At 63.7% G+C, this 23,329-nt stretch carries 19 protein-coding genes; 13 read left to right on the plus strand and 6 right to left on the minus strand.

Annotated elements, in window-relative coordinates; translation table 11 throughout:
* Positions 1 to 3 precede the first annotated feature (3 nt).
* Genes JVX98_RS22725 through JVX98_RS22735 form a run of 3 tightly spaced genes read left to right on the plus strand, consistent with a single transcriptional unit; the run spans position 4 to position 3,903 of the window.
* The gene (locus JVX98_RS22725) at positions 4 to 1,623 is read left to right on the plus strand and encodes an acyl CoA:acetate/3-ketoacid CoA transferase (protein WP_205237481.1); all 1,620 of its coding nucleotides are present in this window, start codon (positions 4 to 6) and stop codon (positions 1,621 to 1,623) included.
* A complete protein-coding gene (locus tag JVX98_RS22730; RefSeq protein ID WP_205237482.1) occupies positions 1,616 to 2,395 on the plus strand; it encodes an enoyl-CoA hydratase/isomerase family protein in 780 nt (259 codons plus the stop codon). The genes JVX98_RS22725 and JVX98_RS22730 overlap by 8 nt, the downstream gene beginning before the upstream one ends.
* Entirely contained in the window at positions 2,395 to 3,903 is a 1,509-nt protein-coding gene (locus JVX98_RS22735) for an aldehyde dehydrogenase family protein (protein WP_205237483.1), read from the plus strand. The genes JVX98_RS22730 and JVX98_RS22735 overlap by 1 nt, the downstream gene beginning before the upstream one ends.
* 99 nt (positions 3,904 to 4,002) lie before the next feature.
* Here JVX98_RS22735 and JVX98_RS22740 read toward each other — a convergent pair whose 3' ends face one another.
* Complete coding sequence (locus tag JVX98_RS22740) at positions 4,003 to 5,067, minus strand: LacI family transcriptional regulator (RefSeq protein ID WP_192451095.1); 1,065 nt, start codon at positions 5,065 to 5,067, stop codon at positions 4,003 to 4,005.
* A gap of 314 nt (positions 5,068 to 5,381) precedes the next feature.
* Here JVX98_RS22740 and JVX98_RS22745 point away from each other — a divergent pair, with 314 nt between their 5' ends.
* The 9 genes from JVX98_RS22745 (at position 5,382) to JVX98_RS22785 (ending at position 15,412) form a co-directional block, all read left to right on the plus strand.
* Positions 5,382 to 6,614 carry an ABC transporter substrate-binding protein gene (locus JVX98_RS22745; RefSeq protein ID WP_371826575.1) on the plus strand — a complete coding sequence of 411 codons (1,233 nt, stop codon included), beginning with the start codon at positions 5,382 to 5,384 and terminating at the stop codon, positions 6,612 to 6,614.
* A gap of 276 nt (positions 6,615 to 6,890) precedes the next feature.
* On the plus strand, positions 6,891 to 7,769 hold the full coding sequence (locus JVX98_RS22750; protein WP_192451094.1) for a carbohydrate ABC transporter permease: 879 nt from the start codon (positions 6,891 to 6,893) through the stop codon (positions 7,767 to 7,769).
* Complete coding sequence (locus JVX98_RS22755; RefSeq protein ID WP_205237485.1) at positions 7,769 to 8,650, plus strand: carbohydrate ABC transporter permease; 882 nt, start codon at positions 7,769 to 7,771, stop codon at positions 8,648 to 8,650. The genes JVX98_RS22750 and JVX98_RS22755 overlap by 1 nt, the downstream gene beginning before the upstream one ends.
* A gap of 4 nt (positions 8,651 to 8,654) precedes the next feature.
* On the plus strand, positions 8,655 to 9,770 hold the full coding sequence (locus JVX98_RS22760; protein WP_205237486.1) for an ABC transporter ATP-binding protein: 1,116 nt from the start codon (positions 8,655 to 8,657) through the stop codon (positions 9,768 to 9,770).
* A gap of 6 nt (positions 9,771 to 9,776) precedes the next feature.
* Complete coding sequence (locus tag JVX98_RS22765) at positions 9,777 to 11,276, plus strand: GMC oxidoreductase (protein WP_205237487.1); 1,500 nt, start codon at positions 9,777 to 9,779, stop codon at positions 11,274 to 11,276.
* Complete coding sequence (locus JVX98_RS22770) at positions 11,273 to 12,052, plus strand: 3-ketoacyl-ACP reductase (protein WP_192451091.1); 780 nt, start codon at positions 11,273 to 11,275, stop codon at positions 12,050 to 12,052. The genes JVX98_RS22765 and JVX98_RS22770 overlap by 4 nt, the downstream gene beginning before the upstream one ends.
* Positions 12,053 to 12,155: 103 nt before the next feature.
* The gene (locus tag JVX98_RS22775; protein WP_192451090.1) at positions 12,156 to 13,811 is read left to right on the plus strand and encodes a GMC family oxidoreductase; all 1,656 of its coding nucleotides are present in this window, start codon (positions 12,156 to 12,158) and stop codon (positions 13,809 to 13,811) included.
* Positions 13,812 to 13,819: 8 nt separating this feature from the next.
* Positions 13,820 to 14,137: a Dabb family protein gene (locus JVX98_RS22780; protein WP_205237488.1), complete on the plus strand. Its 318-nt coding sequence runs from the start codon at positions 13,820 to 13,822 to the stop codon at positions 14,135 to 14,137.
* Positions 14,138 to 14,146: 9 nt separating this feature from the next.
* Positions 14,147 to 15,412 carry a glycerate kinase gene (locus tag JVX98_RS22785; RefSeq protein ID WP_205237489.1) on the plus strand — a complete coding sequence of 422 codons (1,266 nt, stop codon included), beginning with the start codon at positions 14,147 to 14,149 and terminating at the stop codon, positions 15,410 to 15,412.
* A 111-nt stretch (positions 15,413 to 15,523) separates the two neighbouring features.
* On the opposite strand, the gene JVX98_RS22790 is transcribed toward JVX98_RS22785, so the two are convergent.
* Positions 15,524 to 16,861 carry an aspartate aminotransferase family protein gene (locus tag JVX98_RS22790; protein WP_205237490.1) on the minus strand — a complete coding sequence of 446 codons (1,338 nt, stop codon included), beginning with the start codon at positions 16,859 to 16,861 and terminating at the stop codon, positions 15,524 to 15,526.
* A gap of 149 nt (positions 16,862 to 17,010) precedes the next feature.
* Between JVX98_RS22790 and JVX98_RS22795 the strand changes: the two genes are divergently transcribed.
* Positions 17,011 to 17,559, plus strand: coding sequence for a cupin domain-containing protein (locus JVX98_RS22795; RefSeq protein WP_205237491.1), 549 nt, complete (start codon positions 17,011 to 17,013; stop codon positions 17,557 to 17,559).
* A 34-nt stretch (positions 17,560 to 17,593) separates the two neighbouring features.
* Here the strand turns inward: JVX98_RS22795 and JVX98_RS22800 are convergent, their stop codons facing one another.
* The 4 genes from JVX98_RS22800 to JVX98_RS22815 all read right to left on the minus strand — a co-directional run bounded on the left by JVX98_RS22800 (position 17,594) and on the right by JVX98_RS22815 (position 23,300).
* Complete coding sequence (locus tag JVX98_RS22800; RefSeq protein WP_205237492.1) at positions 17,594 to 18,826, minus strand: pyridoxal phosphate-dependent aminotransferase; 1,233 nt, start codon at positions 18,824 to 18,826, stop codon at positions 17,594 to 17,596.
* A 26-nt stretch (positions 18,827 to 18,852) separates the two neighbouring features.
* A complete protein-coding gene (locus JVX98_RS22805) occupies positions 18,853 to 20,385 on the minus strand; it encodes an aldehyde dehydrogenase family protein (protein WP_205237493.1) in 1,533 nt (510 codons plus the stop codon).
* 82 nt (positions 20,386 to 20,467) lie between these two features.
* Positions 20,468 to 21,889, minus strand: coding sequence for an FAD-binding oxidoreductase (locus tag JVX98_RS22810; protein ID WP_205237494.1), 1,422 nt, complete (start codon positions 21,887 to 21,889; stop codon positions 20,468 to 20,470).
* Positions 21,890 to 21,899: 10 nt separating this feature from the next.
* Positions 21,900 to 23,300 (minus strand): VOC family protein, encoded by a 1,401-nt coding sequence (locus JVX98_RS22815; RefSeq protein ID WP_205237495.1) that lies wholly within the window; start codon positions 23,298 to 23,300, stop codon positions 21,900 to 21,902.
* Positions 23,301 to 23,329: the final 29 nt, after the last annotated feature.

The following is a 23,329-nucleotide window of genomic DNA, read 5'->3' on the forward strand; positions in this document are numbered from 1 at the left end:
CTGATGTCGATGAGCAAGCATATCTCGCCGGCCGAAGCGGCCGCCCTGATCCCGGATGGTGCCGTCGTTTCCGTCTCCTCGTCCAGCGGACTCGGTTGCCCCGACCTGATGCTGAAGGCGATCGGCGAGCGGTTCGAGACGACCGGCCATCCGCGCGACCTGACGACACTGCACCCGATTGCCGCCGGCGACATGAGCGGCATCAAGGGTGTCGACTACATCGCCAAGAAAGGTCTGCTGAAGAAGATCATCGGCGGCTCCTATCCCTCCGGCCCGTCCAGTGCCGAACCGCCACTGATCTGGCAGATGATCGGCGCCAACGAAGTGGCCGCCTACAACGTGCCGTCCGGCATTCTCTTCGACATGCACCGCGAAGCGGCAGCCAAGCGCCCAGGCGTGATGACCAAGGTCGGCCTCGACACCTTCGTCGATCCGTCGCGCGAAGGCTGCGCCATGAACGCTTCGGCGGCCGCCGAGCCGGTCGTGAAGAAGGTCTCGTTCGAAGGCGAGGACTGGCTCTACTTCAAGGCGATCGCGCCGCAGGTGGCAATCATCCGCGCGACGACGGCCGACGAGCGCGGCAACCTCACCTATGAGCACGAAGGCGCCTATCTCGGCGGGCTCGACCAGGCGCTCGCCGCCCGCAACAATGGCGGAATCGTCATTGCCCAGGTCAAGCGCATCACCAAGGAAGGTTCGTTGAAGCCGCATGACGTGCGTGTGCCCGGCGTGCTGGTGGATTACGTCATCGTCGACCCCGACCAGAAACAGACAACCCAGACGCTCTACGATCCGGCGATCTCCGGCGAGATCTTCCGGCCGCTCGACAGCTTCCGGGTGCCAGAATTCAATATCCAGAAGGTGATTGCCCGCCGCGTGGCGCAGGAGCTGCAAGCCGGCAGCGCCGTCAATCTGGGCTTTGGCATTTCGGCCAACGTGCCGCGCATCCTGCTCGAAGAAGGGCTGCATGGTGCCGTCACCTGGGTGATCGAGCAGGGTGCCGTCGGCGGCGTGCCGCTTCTCGACTTTGCCTTCGGCTGCGCTTCCAATGCCGATGCCTTCATGCCCTCTCCCTACCAGTTCACCTACTTCCAGGGTGCGGGCTTCGATGCCTCGCTGCTTTCCTTCCTTGAGATCGACCGCCATGGCTCGGTCAACGTATCGAAACTCTCCTTCCGCCCGCATGTGACGGCCGGTGCCGGCGGCTTCGTCGACATCACCGCACGGGCAAAGAAGATCGTCTTTTCCGGCATGTTCAATGCCGGCGCCAAGCTTTCTATCGCCGACGGCAGGCTGGTGATCGAGAAGGAAGGCAAGCTGAAGAAGCTGGTCAACGAAGTCGAGCACGTCACCTTCTCCGGCCGTCGCGGTATCGAGCAGGGCCAGGACATCACCTATGTGACCGAACGCTGCGTAATGAAGCTGACGCCCGAGGGCGTGATGCTGACCGAGATCGCGCCTGGCGTTGATCTGCAGACGCAAATCCTCGACCAGTCGGAATTCCCGCTGATCGTTTCCGACAGGCTGAAGACGATGGACGCAGCGCTGTTCCAGGAGGCGTTGATCGGATTGGAGCTGCCGAAAAAGCCGGCGCGCCGGCTTCAGGGAGGCGGTCGTGGCTGAAGGTCGTATTCGCATCGAGGTCGATGGGCCGATCGCGACCATGACGGTTGCCCGTCCGGACAAGCTCAACGCCTTCGACATCGACATGCTGAAGGCGCTGGCATCCGCCTGCGACACGGTCGAAGCTGACCGCAACGTGCGCGTCGTCATCCTCACCGGCGAGGGCAAGGCGTTTTCGGCCGGTGGCGACATCAAGGCGTGGGGCGGCATGGATGCGCCTGAATTCGGGCATGACTGGGTGCGTTTCGGTCACCGCGTGTTCGAGCGGCTGGCGACCCTGCGCATGCCTGTCATTGCGGCCCTCAACGGCCACGCGCTCGGCGGCGGGCTGGAGCTTGCGGCGGCCGCCGATATCCGGCTGGCCGAGGCGCAGATCAAGATCGGCTTGCCGGAGACGAGCCTTGGCATGGTGCCCGGCTGGTCGGGCACGCAGCGTCTCGTCTCACGCTTCGGCGCCCAGATCGTCAGGCGCATGGTTCTTGGCGGCGAGATGTTCACCGCCGAGGCTGCCCGCACTGAAGGTTTGGTCGACGCCGTCGTCGAGACCGGAACGGTGCTTGCCGCCGCCCGCGACTACGCAGCGCGTGTCGCCAAACGCGGGCCTGCGGCGCTCGAGATTTCGAAACTGATGCTCGCTTCGGCGAATGGCGAAGACAACGGATCTGCGGTCGAGGCACTCGGCTCGATCCTCGTCGCCAAGACCGGTGATCTTAAGGAAGGCGTCGCCGCCTTCACCGAGAAGCGTGAAGCTCAATTCAAGGGAGAATGGTAATGACCGTGCTCGTGAAGCCCAAGCCGATCGAAGGCCACAAGGTTCGCGCCTTCCAGATGCTGATCGACGGCAAGTGGGTGGATAGCGCCGAAGGGCGCACGATCGAGCGCGTGGCGCCGGGCCATGGTGTTGTCGTGAGCCGCTATCAGGCGGGCACCAAGGCCGACGCCGAAAAGGCGATTGCCGCTGCCCGCCGCGCTTTCGACGAAGGCGACTGGCCACGCATGACCGCATCCCAGCGGTCGCTGGTACTGCTGCGTGCCGCCGACGTCATTGCCGAGCGTGCCGACGAACTTGCCTATCTCGATGCGATCGAATCCGGCAAGCCGATCAGCCAGGCCAAGGGCGAACTCGGCGGTGCCGCCGATATCTGGCGTTATGCGGCGGCCCTTGCTCGCGACCTGCATGGCGAGAGCTACAACACACTCGGCGACGGCACGCTTGGCGTCGTCTTGCGCGAGGCGATCGGCGTCGTCTCGATCATCACGCCCTGGAATTTCCCGTTCCTGATCGTCAGCCAGAAGCTGCCCTTCGCACTTGCCGCGGGCTGCACCACGGTGGTCAAGCCGTCGGAACTGACCTCGGCCTCGACGCTGCTGCTCGGCGAGATCCTCGAAGCCGCCGGCGTCCCCGCCGGTGTCGTCAACATCATCACCGGCACGGGGCCGGAGGTCGGCGCGCCGATGACGACGCATCCTGATGTCGACATGGTGTCCTTCACCGGCTCGACCGGTGTTGGCCGCCTGACCATGGCCAATGCTGCACAGACGCTGAAGAAGGTCTCGCTGGAACTCGGCGGCAAGAACCCGCAGATCGTCTTCCCGGACGCCAATCTCGATGAGTTCATCGATGCCGCAGTGTTCGGCGCCTACTTCAATGCCGGCGAATGCTGCAATGCCGGCTCGCGGCTGATCCTGCATCGCGATATCGCCGACGAGGTGACGCGCCGCATTGCCGAGCTCTCGGCCAAGGTCAAGGTCGGCGATCCGCTTGATCCGGAAACCCAGGTGGGCGCGATCATCACGCCCCAGCATCTGGAGAAGATTGCCAGCTATGTTTCTGCCGCGTCCAAGGACGGCGCCGCGGTCGCTCATGGCGGCACGGCGCTCGATCTCGGCATGGGCCAGTTCATGGCGCCGACGATCCTTTCTTCCGTGCGGCCGGACATGGCAGTGGCGCGGGAAGAAGTGTTCGGGCCGGTTCTTTCCGTTTTGACCTTCGAGACGACCGAGGAGGCGATCCGCATCGCCAATGCGATCGACTACGGCCTTTCGGCCGGCGTCTGGAGCCGGGACTTCGACACCTGCCTGACGATCGGCCGCCGCGTGCGTGCTGGCACCATCTGGATGAACACCTTCATGGACGGTGCGTCGGAACTGCCCTTTGGCGGCTACCGCCAGTCCGGCCTCGGCCGTGAACTCGGCCGGCATTCGGTCGAGGACTACACCGAGACGAAGACGCTCAACATGCATATGGGGCCGCGCACCGGCTGGTGGATGCCGCGCTAAGGCTGAAACAAGGGAGGAGAGGACATGCGGACGACGGGGGGAACAATGGGGCAGGAGGCAGCGTCACGCGACGCCGTCCTGCGCGCCGTGTTCGCCCGCTCAGCCGGCCGTGCCGAAGCTCGATGGGATCTGCGGACAGAGCAGCAGCTGCAGCTTGCTGATGTCGCTCTCGCCGCCGATCTTCTGCAGAAGCACCCGGCCCATGTCCTCGCCGGTCGCCGTCAGGTCCTCGTAGATCGTTTCGACCTGCGGCTGGATGGCACTCAGCAGATGCGAGGTCTGCTTGGCGACGATGTCGTATTCGCGGCCGAGCGTCAGGCCGCAATCGCTCATGCCGGTGATGGTCGCCAGCGCACAGACCTCGCCGCCGCACATGAAACTATCCGGCGGATCGGGCTCGGCATAGCGCTGGCGCACACGGTCGCGGATCGCGCCGGCGGGGCTGTCGAGGTCGATGCCGGAGAGGATTTCGTAGGCGCAGCCGGCCTCGCGCACGGCGGTCATGAAGCCGTGCTGCAGATGGCCGGCAAACGTGAAGTCCGCCGGCCCGCTGATCAGCGCGGGCTTGCGCCTGCCCTTGGCGATCAGGCGCTTCGTCGCCTGGTAGGAGAAGGTGAAGTTGTCGTAGTCGACATAGGGATGTGGGGTGGAAAGCTCCGTACGCCCATGGGTGACGAAGGGAAAGCCGAGATCGGACAGCAATCGGACGCGGGGATCGAGCGGTTCCGTGCGCGAGAAGATCAGGCCATCGGCCATCGCGTTGCGGGTGATGTAGTTGACCGCTTCGACATTGGTCGAGTTCAGGAAATTCGGCATGACGATCAGGTGGTAGGCGGTGCCCTGCAGCGCCTTGGCGATGCCGCTCATGATCGAGGTGCCGTAGCCGAGAATTTCTTCGTGCGGATCGAGCAGCACGCCGATGACATTGGTGCGGCCGGTCTTCAGGCGCTGGGCGGCCCGGTCGGGCGAATAGCCGATCTCGTCGGCGACCTCGCGCACCCGCTTTCGGGTCTCGATGGAGATCTGCGGCGCATCGGAGAGCGCGCGCGAGACGGTGGTGACCGCAAGGCCGGTGATTTCCGCGATCGTGCGAAGGGTCGGCTTGCCGCGCTTGGCGGTGGCGCCGCTGTCTTCGTGGTGGGCGGGCTTGGAGGGATCGGCCAATGCTAGTCATCCTGAGAGCGGGCAAGAGCGGGTTTTGTAACGTGGCGCGAACGCTTAGGCAATCGAATCATGAAAACGTTTTAAATCTCGCATCGCGGCATGGATTGCTGCGCTGCAATAGCTAATGTGAGCTATATAATTCAGTAAATTCAAACGGTTCCGAAGGTGCTAAAGTACAAAATGGCGGAATGCTTGACTTGCTGAATTTATAACGTTTTAAATGGCCAGCCGCTGGCTTAAGCGGCGCGAATTCCGGGGTGGAGGAGGTTCCGCCTCGTTAACTTGCAAACGGGAGGAAAACGATGCGCAAGTTGATGACGACGACGGCCGTTGTGGCGCTGATGATGGCGGCCACCGCCGCGCGCGCAGCCGAAAATGTGGAAGTTCTGCACTGGTGGACATCCGGTGGCGAAGCCGCCGCACTCGACGTTCTGAAGAAGGATCTGGAAAGCAAGGGCATCACCTGGACCGACATGCCGGTCGCCGGCGGTGGCGGTACGGAAGCCATGACGGTGCTGCGCGCGCGCGTCACCGCAGGCAACGCTCCGACCGCCGTGCAGATGCTCGGCTTCGACATTCTCGACTGGGCCAAGGAAGGCGCACTCGGCAACCTCGACGAGACCGCTTCCAAGGAAGGGTGGGACAAGGTGATCCCGACCGCCCTGCAGCAGTTCTCGAAGTATGACGGCCACTGGATCGCAGCACCGGTCAACGTGCATTCGACCAACTGGGTCTGGATCAACAAGGCTGCCCTCGACAAGGCAGGCGGCAAGGAACCGACCAACTGGGACGAACTGGTTGCCCTACTCGACAACTTCAAGGCTCAGGGCATCACGCCGATCGCCCATGGTGGTCAGCCGTGGCAGGATTCGACGATCTTCGACGCCGTCGTGCTTTCACTGGGCACCGACTTCTACAAGCAGGCTTTCATCGACCTCGACCCGGCAGCGCTCGGCGGCGACAAGATGAAGGAAGCCTTCGACCGCATGACGAAGCTGCGCTCCTATGTCGACGACAACTTCTCGGGCCGTGACTGGAACCTCGCTTCCGCCATGGTCATCGAGAACAAGGCCGGCCTGCAGTTCATGGGCGACTGGGCCAAGGGCGAGTTCCTGAAGGCGAAGAAGGTGCCGGGCACCGATTTCGTCTGCATGCGCTTCCCGGGCACGCAAGGCTCCGTGACCTTCAACTCCGACCAGTTCGCGATGTTCAAGGTTGCCGACGACAAGGTTCCGGCCCAGCTCGCCATGGCTTCGGCGATCGAAAGCCCGACCTTCCAGTCGGCCTTTAACGTCGTCAAGGGCTCGGTCCCGGCCCGCACCGACGTTCCGGATACGGACTTCGACGCCTGCGGCAAGAAGGGCATCAAGGATCTGGCGGAAGCCAACACCAACGGCAAGCTCTTCGGCTCCATGGCCCATGGCCATGCCAATCCGGCTGCCGTCAAGAACGCGATCTACGACGTCGTGACGCGTGAGTTCAACGGCGAACTGACGTCCGAAGAGGCCGTCAAGGAACTGGTCTCGGCCGTCGAGGCCGCGAAGTAACGGGCTCGCTCCGGGGCGCGTACTGCATAATTCCTTAGATCCGCATGGATTAAAGGACAAAATTATGCAGCAACTTAGGTGTTGCAGCGACCTTAGCATGTCTTGCGAGACACGCGGCGCTGCTAGGCGCCCCGGGCACCCCATTCCGACATGCAAGCGCCGTCGAACCACCGTGGCCAATAGGACGCGGGGAGGGGCGCTTTGATACCCAGAACCTCGCGCGGATGCCGATATCAGGGTTGTGCCCGACGGCCGCGCCAGAAGTGGTGAACGTTCATGGATAGCCGCAGTCGCCTGCAGGACCTGATACCGAAGCTGGTGCTTGCCCCGAGCTTCCTCATCGTCCTGATCTTTGTCTATGGTTTCATTGCCTATACCGGCTTTCTGTCGATGACGGACAGCAAGATGCTGCCGTCCTACAATTTCGTCGGTTTAAGCAACTATACGAAGCTGTGGGCGCTGCCACATTGGTGGCGGGCGGTGAGCAACCTGGCGATCTTCGCCGCGCTCTATATCGCCATCTGCTCGGTGCTTGGCCTCGGGCTGGCGATCCTGCTCGACCAGAAGATCCGCGCTGAAGGCTTCCTGCGGCCGATCTATCTCTATCCGATGGCGCTTTCCTTCATCGTGACCGGCACGGCCTGGAAATGGTTCCTCGATCCGGGCATCGGGCTTGAGAACACCATGCACCTCTGGGGCTGGGAGAGCTTCTCGTTCAACTGGATCAAGGATCGCAACTACGCGATCTATTGCGTCGTCATCGCCGCCGTCTGGCAGTCGACCGGCTTCATCATGGCGATGTTCCTGGCGGGCCTTCGCGGCGTCGACAACGAGATCATCAAGGCCGCCCAGATCGACGGCGCCAAGACCTCGACGATCTATCGCCGGATCATCATTCCCTTGATGCGGCCGGTGTTCCTCTCCGCCTTCGTCGTGCTCGCGCATCTGGCGATCAAGGCCTACGACCTGATCATCGCGCTCACCGGCGGTGGGCCGGGGCAGGCGACCGAGCTGCCCGCGACCTTCATGTATTCCTACACCTTCACCCGCAACCAGATGGGCATCGGCGCGTCCTCGGCGATCATCATGCTGGTGATGATCTTCTCGATCATCGTTCCTTATCTCTATTCGGAAATCCGGGGAGCAAGACGCTGATGAGCGCTCCGAGCCCAGACAACATCATCTCGCACAACCGCCTCACCCGCGCGTTGATCTACATCGCGCTGATCCTCTTTGCGCTCTATTCGCTGCTGCCGCTCTATGTGATGCTGGTGAACTCGGTGAAGCCGCTCGACGAGATCCGCCAGGGCGGCATGCTCAACCTGCCGCAGACCTTTACGCTCGAACCCTGGCTTCAAGCCTGGTCGACGGCGCAGATCGGCGTGCAGCCGACGGGTCTCAAGCCCTTCTTCATCAACTCGATCCTGATGGTCGTGCCGGCCGTGGCGATCTCGACGATCATCGGCGCGCTCAATGGCTACGTGCTGACGAAGTGGCGCTTTCCCGGTGCCAACATCTTCTTTGCCATGCTGCTGCTCTCCTGCTTCATCCCGTTCCAGATCGTGCTGATCCCGATGGCGCGCATTCTCGGCATTCTCGGGCTCGCCGGTTCGATCTGGGGCCTGATCTTCGTCCATGTGATCTACGGCCTCGGCTTCACGACGCTCTATTTCCGCAACTACTACGAGGCGTTCCCGACCGAGCTGGTGCGCGCGGCGCAGATCGACGGGGCCAGCTTCTTCCAGATCTTCTGGCGCATCCTGCTGCCGTCGTCCGGCCCGATTATCGTTGTCTCCGTCATCTGGCAGTTCACCAACATCTGGAACGACTTCCTGTTCGGCGCGTCCTTCTCCGGCCCCTATTCGACGCCGATGACGGTCGCGCTCAACAACCTCGTTTCGTCCTCGACAGGCGTCAAGGAATACAACGTTCACTTCGCGGGCGCGATCCTCGCCGCCCTGCCAACGCTCATCGTCTACATCGTGTCCGGCCGCTACTTCGTTCGCGGCCTGATGTCGGGCGCCGTGAAAGGATAAGCTCATGTCTTTCTTGAAAATCAGCAACCTGCGCAAATCCTATGGCTCGCTTGAGATCCTGAAGGACATCAACCTGGAGATCGAAAAGGGCGGCTTCCTGGTGCTCGTCGGCCCCTCGGGCTGCGGCAAGTCCACGCTTCTCAACACGATTGCCGGGCTTGAGCCGATCACCTCGGGCGAGATCGCCATCAACGGCCGCTCGGTCGCCGACCTGCACCCGTCGAAGCGCGATATCGCCATGGTGTTCCAGTCCTACGCGCTCTACCCGAACATGACGGTCGCCGGAAACATCGCCTTCGGCATGGAAATCCGCGGCGTGCCGAAGGACGAGCGCGATAAGGCGATCAAGCAGGTGGCGGACATGCTGCAGATCGGCCATCTGCTCGACCGCAAGCCGAGCCAGCTCTCCGGTGGTCAGCGCCAGCGCGTCGCCATGGGCCGGGCGCTGGTGCGTAACCCGCAGGTCTTTCTGTTCGACGAGCCATTGTCCAACCTCGATGCCAAGCTGCGCGTCGACATGCGCACCGAGATCAAGCGGCTGCATAACCGCATGAAAACGACGATCGTCTACGTGACCCATGACCAGATCGAGGCGATGACGCTGGCGACGAAGATCGCCGTTCTGAAGGACGGCGTGCTGCAGCAGTTCGGCACGCCGGCCGAGATCTACAACAACCCGTCCAACATGTTCGTCGCTGACTTCATGGGCTCGCCGGCGATGAACCTCCTGACCGCGCGCATCGAGAAGAGCGGCTCCGATATCGCGGTTGCGCTGGCGCGCCCGAATGCCGAACCGCTGAAGCTGGCGGTGCCGCAGGCGAACGGCGCGCTGTCGGCCTATGCTGGCAAGGATGTCGTCTTCGGCATCCGCCCGGAAGCGCTGACCGATCCTGATGGCGCCGACCGCAATGCCAAGGTGGTTGCCGAGGGCGAATGCCTGATCGAAGTGGTCGAGCCGGCCGGTTCCGACACCTTTGCGGTCACCCGTCTCGGCGGCAAGGAAATCGTTGCCCGGCTGAGGGCCGATGCCCGCATCGCGGCCGGCCAAACGTCGCGGCTTGCCTTCAACCTCGACAAGGCGGTGTTCTTCGACCCGCAGAGCCAGCAGCGGATCGCGTAACCGATCATGCAGGAGCAGCCGGACATCGTCATCATCGGGTCGGGGATCGGCGGCTCCACGCTTGCGGCGGGGCTTGCCGGCTCCGGTGCCCGCATCGCCATCCTCGAGCGTGGCGAGCGCCTGCCCGACACGCCGGAGGCGCGCAGCTACAGTTCGATCTTCGTCAAGGGCCATTTCCGACCGAAGGAGATGTGGCGCGAGCCCGACGGGACCGCGTTCAATCCGGGCAACTTCTATTTCGTCGGCGGCAATTCCAAGCTCTTCGGCGCGGTGCTTTTGCGCTACCGGGCCGAGGATTTCACCGAGATGCAGCATCTCGGAGGTGTTTCGCCAGCCTGGCCCTTCCCCTATGAAGAGCTGGAACCGTGGTACGGCAAGGCCGAGCAGCTGTTCGAGGTGCGCGGCGAACTGGGGGACGACCCGACGGAACCGTTCCATAGCTCCCCGTATGCTTTCGGCCCGGTGCCGGATGAGCCGGCCATCGCCCGTGCCCGTGCCGAGTTGAAGGCGCAGGGGCTACATCCGGCGACCTTGCCGCTCGGCGTTGACATCGACACGTGGCTTGCCGGCGGGCGCACGCCCTGGGACGGGTTCCCGAACACCGGCAACGGCAAGAAGGATGCCGAGACCGCATCGCTCGCCGTCGCGCTGAAGGATCCGAACATCGAGCTGATCACGTCGGCGCATGTCGACACGCTGGAGGCAGGCCCGGGCGGACGGATCGAGGCGATCCACTACACGCACAGGGGCGAGAAGAAGAAGCTGTCGCCGAAGCTGGTGATCCTGTCGGCCGGCGCGATCAATTCCGCTGCCATCCTGTTGCGCTCCGGCGACGGCAAAGGGCTTGCCAACGCCTCCGACCAGGTCGGCCGCAACTTCATGAACCACAATTGCAGCGCCATGCTGGCAATCAACCCGTTCAAGCGCAACGACAGCATCTACCAGAAAACGCTGATGCTGAACGACTACTACCTGACCGGCGGCCGGGACGGTCTGCCGCTCGGCAACGTCCAGCTTCTCGGCAAGATCAACGGCGACATCCTGAAGGCCAATGCGCCGGTCTGGGGCCCACGCTTCGCCTTCGACCTCATGGCCGGCCATGCGATCGACTGGTACATGATGACGGAGGACCTGCCGAACCCGGAAAGCCGCATCATGGTCGACGGCAAGGGCATCATCATGCAGTGGCGGCGCTCTAACATGGAGGCGCTTTCGAGTCTTGAAGCGAAAATGCGCGCGCACTTCAAGGCGGCCGGCTATCCGATCGTGCTCTCTCAGCCCTTCGACAAGCGCACGCCGTCGCATCAGTGCGGGACGGTGCGGATGGGCAAAGACCCGAAGGACGCGCCGCTCGACGTCTATTGCCGCGCCTTCGACCATCCCAACCTCTTTGTCGTCGACGCCGGCTGCCTGCCGACATCGGCGGCCGTCAATCCGGCGCTGACGGTTGCTGCCCAGGCGCTCAGGGTCGCCGACCATATCCTTGCGAAGGAGATCCGATCATGACGTCATCGACGCGTCCCGTCGCCATCGTCACCGGCGGCCGCCGCGGCATCGGTCTCGGCGTCGCCCGCGCGCTCGCCCGCGAGGGCTTCGACATTGCGCTTACCGGCCTGGGTGCGGCAGACGCGACGACCGCCCAGACGCTATCGGAACTATCCGGTGAGCATGGACGGGCCATCTACATCGAGGCGAATCTGGCCGATGTCGGCGGTCATGCGGCGACGGTCGAGCGCGTCCGCGCCGAGCTCGGCCCGATCCGCTGCCTCGTCAACAATGCTGGTATTGCCTCGGTGGTGCGGGGTGACTTCCTCGATATGCTGCCGGAAAATTTCGACACGATCGTCGCCACCAATCTGCGCGGTACGGTGTTCTTCACCCAGGCCGTGCTCGTTTCGATGCTGACCGACCCGGCAGACCGGACGCCGCGCTCGATCATCAACATCACCTCGGTTTCGGCGACGATGACCTCGCCGGAGCGGCTCGACTATTGCATGACCAAGGCCGGGCTTGCCGCCTTCAGCCAGGGGCTGGCGCTTCGGCTTGCCAATACCGGCATCTCGGTTTTCGAGATCCGTCCGGGCATCATTCGCTCCGACATGACCGCCGGCGTCTCGGCGAAATACGATGGCTTGATTGATGGCGGACTGGTGCCGATGCGGCGCTGGGGCGAGCCCGACGATATCGGCAATATCGCGGCCGGGCTTGCCGGCGGCAAATTCGCCTTTGCCACCGGCTCGGTCATCCAGGCGGATGGCGGGCTGTCGATCGGCCGTCTCTAGGAACAGGCAGGACTTTTGAGGCTGGCAAGCGGGCAGGGTTTGAGTTGAACACGTCGAAAATTTGGAACGTTCCAAATAGATGACGGCGGAGGGAAGACAGGGAATGAGCTACGACTACATCATCACCGGCGCCGGTCCGGCCGGCTGCGTTCTCGCCAATCGCCTCTCCGAGGATCCATCGGTTCGCGTGCTGCTGCTGGAAGCCGGTGGCGGCGACTGGAACCCGCTGTTCCACATGCCGGCGGGCTTTGCCAAAATGACCAAGGGCGTCGCCAGCTGGGGCTGGGAGACCGTGCCGCAGAAGCACATGAAGGGCAGGGTGCTGCGTTACACTCAGGCCAAGGTGATCGGCGGCGGCTCGTCGATCAATGCCCAGCTCTATACCCGTGGCAACGCTGCCGACTACGACCTCTGGGCCTCCGAGGACGGCTGCACCGGCTGGGACTATCGCAGCGTGCTTCCCTATTTCAAACGCTCGGAAGACAACCAGCGCTTTGCCGACGACTACCATGCCTATGGCGGACCGCTCGGTGTCTCGATGCCCACGGCGGCGCTGCCGATCTGCGACGCCTATATCCGCGCCGGACAGGAACTCGGCATTCCTTACAATCACGATTTCAACGGCCGCCAGCAGGCGGGTGTCGGCTTCTACCAGCTCACCCAGCGCAACCGCCGCCGGTCGAGTGCGTCGCTCGCCTATCTCTCGCCGATCAAGGACCGCCGCAATCTGACGGTCCGCACCGGCGCGCGCGTGGCGCGGATCGTGCTCGAAGGCACTCGCGCCGTCGGCGTCGAAGTCGTCTCGGCCAAGGGCAGCGAGATCATCCGGGCGGATCGCGAGGTGCTCGTAACCTCCGGCGCCATCGGTTCGCCGAAGCTGCTTTTGCAGTCCGGCATCGGGCCGGCCGATCACTTGAAATCGGTGGGCGTCTCGGTGAAACACGACTTGCCCGGCGTCGGCGGCAATCTGCAGGATCATCTCGATCTCTTCGTGATCTCGGAATGCACCGGCGACCACACTTATGACGGTGTAGCGAAACTCCATCGTACGCTATGGGCTGGATTGCAGTATGTGCTCTTCCGCTCAGGCCCGGTGGCGTCCTCGCTGTTTGAGACCGGCGGTTTCTGGTACGCCGATCCGAACGCCCGTTCGCCGGATATCCAGTTTCATCTCGGTCTCGGCTCCGGCATCGAGGCGGGCGTCGAGAAGCTGAAGAATGCCGGCGTGACGCTGAATTCCGCCTATCTGCATCCGCGCTCGCGCGGCACGGTGCGGCTCTCGTCTTCCGATGCGGCGGCAGCACCGCTGATCGACCCCAACTACTGGGAAGATCCGCACGACCGCAAGATGTCGATCGAGGGCTTGAAGATCGCCCGCGAGATCATGCAGCAGGCGGCACTGAAGCCCTTCGTTCTGGCGGAGCGCCTGCCGGGCAACTCGGTCATGAGCGACGAGCAGTTCTTCGAATACGGCTGCGCCAACGCCAAGACCGATCATCACCCTGTCGGCACCTGCAAGATGGGGACGGATGCCTCGGCCGTAGTCGGGCTGGACTTGAAAGTGCGAGGGCTCGAAGGCCTTCGCGTCTGCGACAGCTCGGTGATGCCGCGCGTTCCCTCTTGCAACACCAATGGGCCGACGATCATGATGGGTGAGAAGGGCGCCGATATCATCCGTGAGCGCCAACCCCTGCCGCCGGCGATCTTCGCCCACGAACGCAACGACAGCCGCCCGCGCGCCCGCGCCGATATCCGTTGAGGTCCTCCATGATCCGCCACTGCGTCTTTATCCGCTTCCGCCCTGAAATCACACGTGGCGAGAAGGCGGCGATTTTTGCCGAGATATCCGCGCTGAAGTCCCGGCTACCCGGCTTCATGGCGGCCCATATTGGCAGCAACGTCAGCCCGGAAGTGGGCATGGACAAGGGCTTTGGCGAAGGCTTCATCGTCGACTTCACCGATGCGGCCGCGCGCGACGCCTATCTGGAGGACGAGGAGTACCGCAGGACCGGCGCCAAGATCGTGGCGGCCGCCGAAGGCGGCATTGCCGGCATCTTCGTCTACGACCTCGAAATTGCCGGCTGAGTGGCAGCGATGGTCGAAGCGCGTCCCTTCCTGACAGAGCTCTTCGAGGCCGCCGTGCGGGCCGCCGATCCCTATGAGGCGATCAAGGCGCATCTGCCCGAGCCGCCGAAAGGGCGGACCGTGGTGGTCGGCGCCGGCAAGGCGGCAAGCCAGATGGCAGCCGCTTTCGAGAAACTCTGGAAGCATCCCTTCTCCGGCACGGTGGTGGCGCGCCATGGACCGATCGAACATTGCGCGATAATCACGGTGCTGCAGTCGGCCCATCCGGTGCCGGATGAGGCGGGGCTTGCCGCGTCGGATGTCTTGCTGAAGGCGGTTGCAGGTCTGACGGCGGACGACCTCGTCATTGCGCTGATCTCCGGTGGCGGCTCGGCCCTGCTGCCGGCGCCGCCTGAAGGCTTGACCCTCGCTGACGAGATCGCCGTCAACAAAGCGCTGCTGGCCTCTGGCGCGCCGATCTCGGCGATGAACGTCGTGCGCAAGCACGTCTCGCGCATCAAGGGCGGTCGCCTCGCTGCCGCCGCCTTCCCGGCTCGTGTCGTCAGTCTCGTCGTTTCGGACGTACCAGGCGATACCCCGGCCTTCGTCGCCTCGGGGCCGACCGTTCCGGATCGTAGCACAGCGGTGGAAGCACTCGACATCGTCGCCCGCTACCGAATGGAACTGCCGGATGCTGTCATCGCCCATCTGCGCTCGGAGGCAGCATCAGCGCCTGCCCCCGATGATGCGCGGTTTGCCGGGCATGTGTGCCACGTCATCGCCTCGGCAAGCGTCTCATTGGAAGCGGCCGCGGCCAAGGCGCGGGAACTGGGCATTGAGGCGCATATCCTCTCCGATGCGATCGAAGGCGAAGCACGCGACATCGGTCGCATGCATGCAGCCCTTGCTCGCGAAGTGGCGCTGAGGAATCGTCCCTTCGCCAAGCCGGTCGTGCTTTTATCCGGCGGCGAAACGACGGTGACGATCTCCGGCGAGGACTATGGCAAGGGCGGGCGCAACAGCGAATTCCTGCTGTCGCTGGCGCTCGACATCGATGGTGTTGCAGGCATCGATGCACTTGCCGCCGATACGGATGGCATCGACGGTTCGGAAGACAATGCCGGCGCCTTTGCGGATGGGCAGAGCATCGCGCGCATGCGGGCGGCAGGTTTCGACCCGCGGCTCCATCTCGCCCGTCACGACGCCTGGTCGGCCTTTTCGGCGAGCGGCGATCTGTTCGTATTGGGCCCGACCGGAACGAACGTCAACGATTTCCGGGCGCTGTTGATCCGCTAGGGTGCGGCTCTTCTGTCGAGACGTTAGCCGGATTCAGCACTGTACCTGAAATGACAACGCCGCCGCCGAGATCTTCGGCAGCGGCATTGTTTTGATTTGCGGCGTTTCGACTTACTTGGCGCGCTTCAGAGCGTCGCCAAGGATCGAGACGATCTCGCCAAAGTGCTTCTCTTCGGCGATCAACGGCGGCGAGAAGGCGATGATGTCGCCGGTGACGCGGATCAGCAGACCCTTCTCGAAGCAATCAACAAAGACGTCGTAGGCGCGGGCACCGATTGCGCCGTCGCGCGACTGCAGCTCAATGCCGGCGATCAGGCCGATCGTGCGGATATCGATGACGTTGGGCAGGCCCTTCAGCGAATGCATGGCATCGTGCCAGGCGTCCTGGAGCTCGACGGCGCGGGTCATCAGGCCCTCGTCGCGGTAGATGTCAAGCGTCGCGATACCGGCGGCGCAGGCGGCCGGATGGCCGGAGTAGGTGTAGCCGTGGAAAAGCTCGATCGCGTTTTCCGGACCGTGCATCAGCGCGTCATGCACCTTGCGGCTGGCAAAGACCGCGCCCATCGGGATCGCGCCGTTGGTGAGGCCCTTGGCCGCCGTCACCATGTCGGGGGTCACGCCGAAGAAGTCGGTCGCGAAGGCTGCGCCCAGGCGGCCGAAGCCGGTGATGACCTCGTCGAAGATCAGGAGGATGCCGTGCTTGTCGCAGATGGCGCGCAGGCGCTCGAGATAGCCCTTCGGGGGGATGAGCACGCCGGTCGAGCCGGCGACCGGCTCGACGATGCAGGCGGCGATGGTCTCGGCGCCGTGCAGCGCCACCAGCCGCTCGAGATCGTCGGCAAGCTCGACGCCGTGCTCGGGCTGGCCCTTGACGAAGGCGTTCTTGGCGGGGTCATGAGTGTGGCGCAGGTGGTCGGAACCGGGAAGCTGCGGGAAGACGCGGCGGTTGTTGAGGATACCGCCGACCGAAATGCCGCCGAAGCCGACACCGTGATAACCGCGCTCGCGGCCGATGAGGCGCGTGCGGGTGCCCTGGCCGATCGCACGCTGGTAGGCGATCGCGATCTTGAGCGCCGTGTCGACCGATTCCGAACCGGAGCCGGTGAAGAACACGCGGTCGAGCTTCTGTCCTTCAGGCCCCGGAGCGATTTCGGCGAGGCGCTCGGCGAAGTCGAAGGCGATCGGGTGGCCCATCTGGAAGGAGGGGGCGAAATCCATCGTCGAGAGCTGGCGCTCGACGGCAGCGGCGATTTGGCGGCGGCCATGGCCGGCATTCACACACCAGAGCCCGGCGGTACCGTCGAGGATCGTGCGGCCATCGGTGCTGGTGTAGTGCATGCCCTCGGCCGAGGCCAGCAGGCGCGGGGCCTGCTTGAACTGCCGGTTGGCGGTAAACGGCATCCAATAGCTGTCGAGAACGGGGGCGTTGGGTTTGGTGTGCTGGTTCATGGCATCCTCCTGAGGTTGGCGATTGACGCCATGATTTGATTTGCCAAACAAGTCCTTTTCTGCTGTCAGTTAAGTCATTGAAATACATCACGCTGTTTCAGCGTGTTTGCGCTATTTCGAACAACCTGAACACCAAGGGTTCGGATCATATGACCGTCGATATCGGAAACCGGCTTCGTCATCTCCGCCTGATGCACACTCTGTCGCAGCGCGAACTGGCCAAGCGCGCCGGCGTCACCAATTCGACGATCTCGCTGATCGAGTCGAACGCCTCCAATCCTTCCGTCGGTGCGCTGAAGCGTATTCTCGACGGCATTCCGATCGGGCTTGCGGAGTTCTTCTCCTTCGAGCCGGAGAAGCCGCGCAAGGCGTTCTATGCGGCGGAGGAACTGGTCGAGATCGGCAAGGGGCCGATCTCCTACCGGCAGATCGGCGAAAATCTCTTCGGCCGCAGCCTGCAGATCCTGAAGGAGGTCTATCAGCCGGGCGCCGATACCGGAAAGGTGCCGCTGGTGCATGACGGCGAGGAGGGGGGCATCGTGTTGTCGGGCCGTATCGAGGTCACCGTCGACGATGAGCGGCGGATCCTGGGACCGGGGGATGCCTATTATTTTGAAAGCCGGCGGCCGCATCGTTTTCGCTGCGTCGGGCCGGTGCCCTGCGAAGTGATCAGCGCTTGTACGCCGCCGACGTTTTGAGGGCGGACGGCGCCGAGGCGCCGTCCGGAGTTCGTCACGAAAGCCGCGCGCAGGCGTCTGCGATGCGCTTCAGCGCTTCCTTCAGTTCCGCTTCAGAGGTCGCATAGGAGATGCGGAAGAACGGCGAGAGACCGAAGGCCGAGCCCGGAACGACGGCGACATGGGCGTCGTCGAGCAGGTAGGCGCAGAAGTCCGTATCCGTTGCGATCGTCTTGCCCGACGGCGTGACCTTGCCGAGCATGCCGGCGCAGCCGGAGAAGGTGTAGAAAGCACCTTCCGGAACGCGGCAATCGAGACCATCGATGGCGTTGAGGCCATTGACGACGAGATCGCGGCGGCGCTGGAAGCTGGCGGTGCGTTCCTTGAGGAACTCCTGCGGGCCGGTCAGCGCGGCAACGGAAGCGGCCTGGCTGACGGAGGAGGGGCAGGAGGTCGCCTGGCTCTGGACCACGGCCATCGCCTTGATCAGGTCACGCGGGCCGCCGGCATAGCCGATGCGCCAGCCGGTCATGGCATAGGCCTTGGAGACGCCGTTGACCGTCAGCGTGCGGTCCTTGAGCCGGGGCTCGAGCTGGGCCGGCGTGACGAAGCGGAAGCCGTCATAGACGATGTGCTCGTACATGTCGTCGACCAGCAGCCATACATGCGGATGCTTGAGGAGCACGTCGAGCAGCGGCCGATAGTCGCTCGCGCTATAGGCGGCACCCGACGGATTTGACGGCGAATTCAAGAGCACCCAGCGCGTTTTCGGTGTGATTGCCGCTTCGAGCTTGTCGGCCGTCAGCCGGAAGCCGGAGGAGGCGTCACAGGGGATCAGCACCGGCTTGCCTTCGCAGATCTGGACGATATCCGAATAGGAGGTCCAGTAGGGCGTCGGGATGACCACTTCGTCGCCGGGGTTGATCGACGCCATCATGGCGTTGAACAGGATCTGCTTGGCGCCGGTCGAAACCGTGATCTCGTCTTGCTCGTAGGCAAGGCCGTTTTCACGTTGGAATTTCTCTCGGATCGCCTTCTTCAGCTCCGGTGTGCCGTCGAGCGCGGTGTACTTGGTGTCGCCGCGCTTGATCGCTTCGCAGGCGGCGTCCTTGACGAAGTCGGGCGTGTCGAAATCCGGCTCGCCCGCACCGAGGATGATCACCGGCTTGCCTTCGCGCTTCATGGCTTGCGCGCGGGCGCCGATCTTGAGGATTTCGGACACTCCGATCGAGGAGATCCGCGAGGCGGGCTCAAAGCCCGCCTCCTTGACCGTTTGGTTGATAGTCATGGTCTCTACCTACCTGGGTGCGCCGATTATTCGATGTCGAACGACACGCCCTGCGCCAGCGGCAGAGCCTTCGAATAGTTCACCGTGTTGGTGGCGCGGCGCATGTAGGCCTTCCACGAGTCCGAACCGGATTCGCGGCCGCCGCCGGTTTCCTTCTCACCGCCGAAGGCGCCACCGATTTCAGCGCCCGAGGTGCCGATGTTGACGTTGGCGATGCCGCAATCCGAACCGTCGACGGCGAGGAAGCGTTCCGATTCCTGCATGTCGCGGGTGAAGATCGAGGACGACAGGCCGGCTGCGACCGCATTGTGATCGGCAACGACGGCGTCGAAGTCGCTGTACTTCATGACGTAGAGGATCGGCGCGAAGGTTTCTTCGAGAACCGGCCCGGCCTGCTTGGGCATTTCGACCAGAGCGGGCTTGGCGTAGTAGCCGTTGTCGTAGCCGAGCTCGACGCGCTCGCCGCCGGTGACGGTGCCACCATGCGACTTCGCCTCAGCGATCGCCTTCTGCATGCCGTCGAAGGCGGCCTTGTCGACGAGCGGGCCAACGAGGGCGGTGGTTTCGAGCGGGTTACCGACGGAGACCGAACCGTAGGCCTTCTTCAGGCGCGGCACGAGCTGGTCGTAGACGCTTTCATGCACGAACAGGCGACGCATGGTGGTGCAACGCTGGCCGGCGGTGCCCATGGCGCCGAAGGCGATGGCGCGCAGCGCCATGTCGAGATCGGCCGACGGGCAGACGATGCCGGCATTGTTGCCGCCGAGTTCGAGGATCGCGCGGGCGAAGCGCTTGGCAAGGCGCGGACCGACGTCGCGGCCCATGCGGGTCGAGCCGGTTGCCGAAACGAGCGGTAACTTCGGGTTGTCGACGAGAACTTCACCGACGGTGCGGTCGCCGATCAGGACCTGCGACAGGCCTTCCGGCGCATCGCCGAAGCGGGCGAGTGCGCGCTCGAAGATCGCCTGCGAGGCAAGCGCCGTGAGCGGCGTCTTTTCAGACGGCTTCCAGACGACGGAGTTGCCGCAGACGATGGCAAGGGCGGCGTTCCACGACCAGACGGCGACCGGGAAGTTGAAGGCCGAGATGACGCCGACGACGCCGAGCGGGTGCCAGGTTTCCATCATGCGGTGGCCGGGACGCTCGGTGGCGATGGTCAGGCCGTAGAGCTGGCGGGAAAGGCCGACTGCGAAATCGCAGATGTCGATCATTTCCTGGACTTCGCCGAGGCCTTCCGAGGTGATCTTGCCGGCTTCGATCGAAACCAGGCGGCCAAGGTCAGACTTGAAGGCGCGCAGTTCTTCGCCGAGCAGGCGGATCAGTTCGCCGCGCTTCGGCGCCGGAACCAGGCGCCAGGCCTTGAAGGCTTCATGGGCCTTTTCGATCTTGGCGGCAGCTTCAGCAGCCGAAACCGTCTTGAGGTTGCCGATCTTTTCGCCGGTAACCGGGCTGAAGGACGGCATGTCGCCGCCGGTGTAGAGTTCCTTGGCGACGCCCATCTTTTCGAGAAGCGCTGCGGCTTCCTTGGTCACGTCGACTTTCTTGGTTGCGATGTTCATGGTCTGACTCCCGTCTTATTGGTTTAGATCATTCGATGGAGCGGTATGGGGCGGAAAACCGCACACAGTATTTCGCTCTGGCCTATCCGAAACGCACGCTGCCGAGCTTTCCCGGCGAGGTCAGCGTCTTCAGGCCCGCGGCCATGTCCTTGAGTTTGTCTGGTGTATAAAAGTCGTAATAGGCCTGATTGCGGCGGCCGATCGCATGTTCCGCGCTGAAGCTGCCGTGATACTCCTCGACGGCGACTGCGAAAACCCACTCGCGCAGCCGCGGTTCGAACGTCTCGTCCTTGAGAAGGTCGCTGTCCTTCGGCACGACGAGGTTGAAGTGCACACCGCCGTCGCCGATATGACCGAAATCGCAGACGGTGACATCAGGGAATTTCGAGGGCATTTCGGCCTTCATATGGTCGCAGAAGGCCATGATGTCACCCCTTCGGAAGGAGACGTCAAAGGCGATCAGCTTGCCGAGATGCTTGACGCCCTCGGACAGAGCGTGGCGCAGCGCCCAGATCTCGTGCGGCGGGCCGACGAAGGCATCGGCGAGTGGTGCCTCCTCCATCTCCCAGATCTCGGCGAGCGCCGTCTCCAGCACGGCGTCGAGTGACTGCTCGCCCTCGCGCGGTGCCCAGGTGCGGCTGATTTCGGCGAGGATGACGTAGTCAGGGACGTTACCGCCCTGGAACGGGTTCTTCAGCGACGGCACATGGGCAAAGGCGGCCGTTACGGCGTTCTTCGACATGCCCTCGAAGGCCGAAAGATAAGCGCCGAGGCGTTCTTCCATGGCGCGCAGCAGAGGCAGCACATGGGCGCCGCTTGCCGGAACCAGCAGTGCGGTTGCCGTCTGTTGCGGCAGACGCTCGAGGTTGAGCACGCATTCGGTGACGATGCCGAAGGCGCCCGAGGTGCCGACGAAGATCTGCTTCCAGTCGACGCCGGTGTTGTTCTTGCGCAGGTCGCATTGCAGGTCGAGCACGGTTCCGTCCGCGTCGCCAAGCACGACCTTGAGGCCGAGCGTGTTGCGGCGCACGTCGCCGTATTTGAGGAACCGCGAACCGCCGGTATTGGTGGCGATCATGCCGCCGATGCGCGGGTCGGCGCCGAGATCGATCGGGAAGAACAGGCCGTGTTCTTCCAGCCGCCGGTTGAGATCGGACAGCCGGAAACCGGCGTCGAGCCGCACAGAGCGGTTGTCGAGGTCGAGTTCGAACCGCTTTGCCAGCCGGTCGAGGCTGAGGATGGCTTCGTCGCCCGACTGATCCGGGGTCGAACCGGAGACAAGCCCGGTGTTGCCCGACTGCGGGATCAGCGCAATGCCGTTCGCAACGCAGTAGGCGACGGCAGCAGAGACCTCTTCGGTCGTTGCCGGCCGCAGAACGAGCGAGGTCCGGCCGCGATCGTAGCGCGCGCCGGTCTCATAGGCTTCCAGGTCTTCAGGACGCGTCAAGACACCCTTGTCTCCAAGGATGCCAGTGAGCGCGTCGATGTGCAGTTGATCGATCATAGGATCAGTATCATTCCGCAGCGATGGCGCCGGTCAAGACCCGGAGGCAGCTTTCGATCGAAGCCTGCTCGATGCCGGCATAATGATCGAACTCGTTGAGCACGGTCGCGCCGAGATCGCTCTCGAAGCGCTTCTGGTTCGGGCTGGCAACAAAGTCCTGCTGGGCGCCGTCACCGAGGTTCGACTGGAAGATACCCGCGGCGCTGACCGGCAGGAAGTCTTCGTAGACGATCGCGTCGAACTGAACGAGGCCGGCTGCGATCAGCGCTTCGATGTCGCGTGCAGCAGAGATGCCAGCCTTGCGGCCTTTTTCCGTCAGCGAATAGCTGAAATAGCCGAGTCCGGCTTCGCGGATGCCTGCCCAGGTGTCCGGGAACGGCTCGAAGGCCCCTGCAAGCGCCGCTTCGTATTCGCGGGCGTTGGAACCGTCGGCGGCCGGCCGAACGATCTTGCGCGAGGCGTCGAGCAAGTCGTCATAGAGCGCGCGGCCCTTCGGGGTCAGCGCGATGCCACGCTGTTCGATCTCGCCGAAGCGGGCGGTGTGCGAACCTTCCTTCCAGGTGCCATCGGCGTTTTTGAAGGAGACCGCCTCTTCGAGCGCCTTGAACGAGGTCTGGCGCAAGAGGATCGGGCACTTGCGGGTCGGCGGACCCTCGACGACGGCCTTCGGGGCAATCGCGTATTCCGGCATCAGCGCCTGCACCTTGTCGATGTCGAGCGTGCGCGGCGTGAGATGATTGATGTGCGGGCCCTTGAAGGAGACGACGTCGGCGATCAGGCGATGGGCGTCATGCAGGCGCTTGTACATGTCAGGGCTGACATTGGCCTGGTCGTGCCAACGGAAGGTTTCTAGTACTTCGGAAACGAAGCGCTCGGCATCGGCCTTGTCGAGACCACCGTCGCGCTCGGCCTTTTCCGTGAGTTCGACGGCGCCCGTCGTGAAGATCTGGCGTGCAGCCAGAATGACGTCGGCTTCGGCGCGCAGCGCTTCGTCGGCGATCAGGTCGAGGCGCAGCAGCGAGGTGAACACGCGGAACGGGTTGCGCTTCAGCGCGGCGTCGCCGACCGGACGGAAGGCGGTGGAGTGAACCGGAACGCCGGCAGTCGAGAGATCATAGTAGCCGACCGGGTACATGCCCATGACGGCGAATACGCGGCGCATCATCGCAAGTTCGGCAGGCGTGCCGAGCCGGATCGCACCGTGGCGTTCCTCGGAGATGCGGTCGAGCGTATCCGTCGCGTCGAGGCGCTCCTTCAGCTTGGGATCGGCGGCGAGCGTATCGTCGTTGACCTTGGCGACCAGCTCCATCAGCGTGCCGTAAGCCGGCACCTCTTCGCGGTACATGACCGACATGGCTGCGGAAAAGGCCGAGCGGATGTCGTCGGCGGATACGAAACTATTCTCTTTCACTGGGGCTCGCCTCGCGCTATGGGTGAAGG

Origin of the sequence: Ensifer sp. PDNC004, assembly GCF_016919405.1 — a bacterium.
Lineage (GTDB): Bacteria > Pseudomonadota > Alphaproteobacteria > Rhizobiales > Rhizobiaceae > Ensifer.

What these genes read in the sequence shown, in the direction of transcription:
- JVX98_RS22760 (WP_205237486.1), top strand. Translation starts at nt 8,655, where the DNA reads ATGTCTTTCTTGAAAATCAGCAACCTGCGCAAATCCTATGGCTCGCTT.
- JVX98_RS22755 (WP_205237485.1), top strand. Translation starts at nt 7,769, where the DNA reads ATGAGCGCTCCGAGCCCAGACAACATCATCTCGCACAACCGCCTCACC.
- JVX98_RS22785 (WP_205237489.1), top strand. Translation starts at nt 14,147, where the DNA reads ATGGTCGAAGCGCGTCCCTTCCTGACAGAGCTCTTCGAGGCCGCCGTG.
- JVX98_RS22735 (WP_205237483.1), top strand. Translation starts at nt 2,395, where the DNA reads ATGACCGTGCTCGTGAAGCCCAAGCCGATCGAAGGCCACAAGGTTCGC.
- JVX98_RS22745 (WP_371826575.1), top strand. Translation starts at nt 5,382, where the DNA reads ATGACGACGACGGCCGTTGTGGCGCTGATGATGGCGGCCACCGCCGCG.
- JVX98_RS22770 (WP_192451091.1), top strand. Translation starts at nt 11,273, where the DNA reads ATGACGTCATCGACGCGTCCCGTCGCCATCGTCACCGGCGGCCGCCGC.
- JVX98_RS22765 (WP_205237487.1), top strand. Translation starts at nt 9,777, where the DNA reads ATGCAGGAGCAGCCGGACATCGTCATCATCGGGTCGGGGATCGGCGGC.
- JVX98_RS22800 (WP_205237492.1), bottom strand. Translation starts at nt 18,826, where the DNA reads ATGACTATCAACCAAACGGTCAAGGAGGCGGGCTTTGAGCCCGCCTCG.
- JVX98_RS22750 (WP_192451094.1), top strand. Translation starts at nt 6,891, where the DNA reads ATGGATAGCCGCAGTCGCCTGCAGGACCTGATACCGAAGCTGGTGCTT.
- JVX98_RS22775 (WP_192451090.1), top strand. Translation starts at nt 12,156, where the DNA reads ATGAGCTACGACTACATCATCACCGGCGCCGGTCCGGCCGGCTGCGTT.
- JVX98_RS22780 (WP_205237488.1), top strand. Translation starts at nt 13,820, where the DNA reads ATGATCCGCCACTGCGTCTTTATCCGCTTCCGCCCTGAAATCACACGT.
- JVX98_RS22725 (WP_205237481.1), top strand. Translation starts at nt 4, where the DNA reads ATGTCGATGAGCAAGCATATCTCGCCGGCCGAAGCGGCCGCCCTGATC.
- JVX98_RS22795 (WP_205237491.1), top strand. Translation starts at nt 17,011, where the DNA reads ATGACCGTCGATATCGGAAACCGGCTTCGTCATCTCCGCCTGATGCAC.
- JVX98_RS22810 (WP_205237494.1), bottom strand. Translation starts at nt 21,889, where the DNA reads ATGATCGATCAACTGCACATCGACGCGCTCACTGGCATCCTTGGAGAC.
- JVX98_RS22790 (WP_205237490.1), bottom strand. Translation starts at nt 16,861, where the DNA reads ATGAACCAGCACACCAAACCCAACGCCCCCGTTCTCGACAGCTATTGG.
- JVX98_RS22805 (WP_205237493.1), bottom strand. Translation starts at nt 20,385, where the DNA reads ATGAACATCGCAACCAAGAAAGTCGACGTGACCAAGGAAGCCGCAGCG.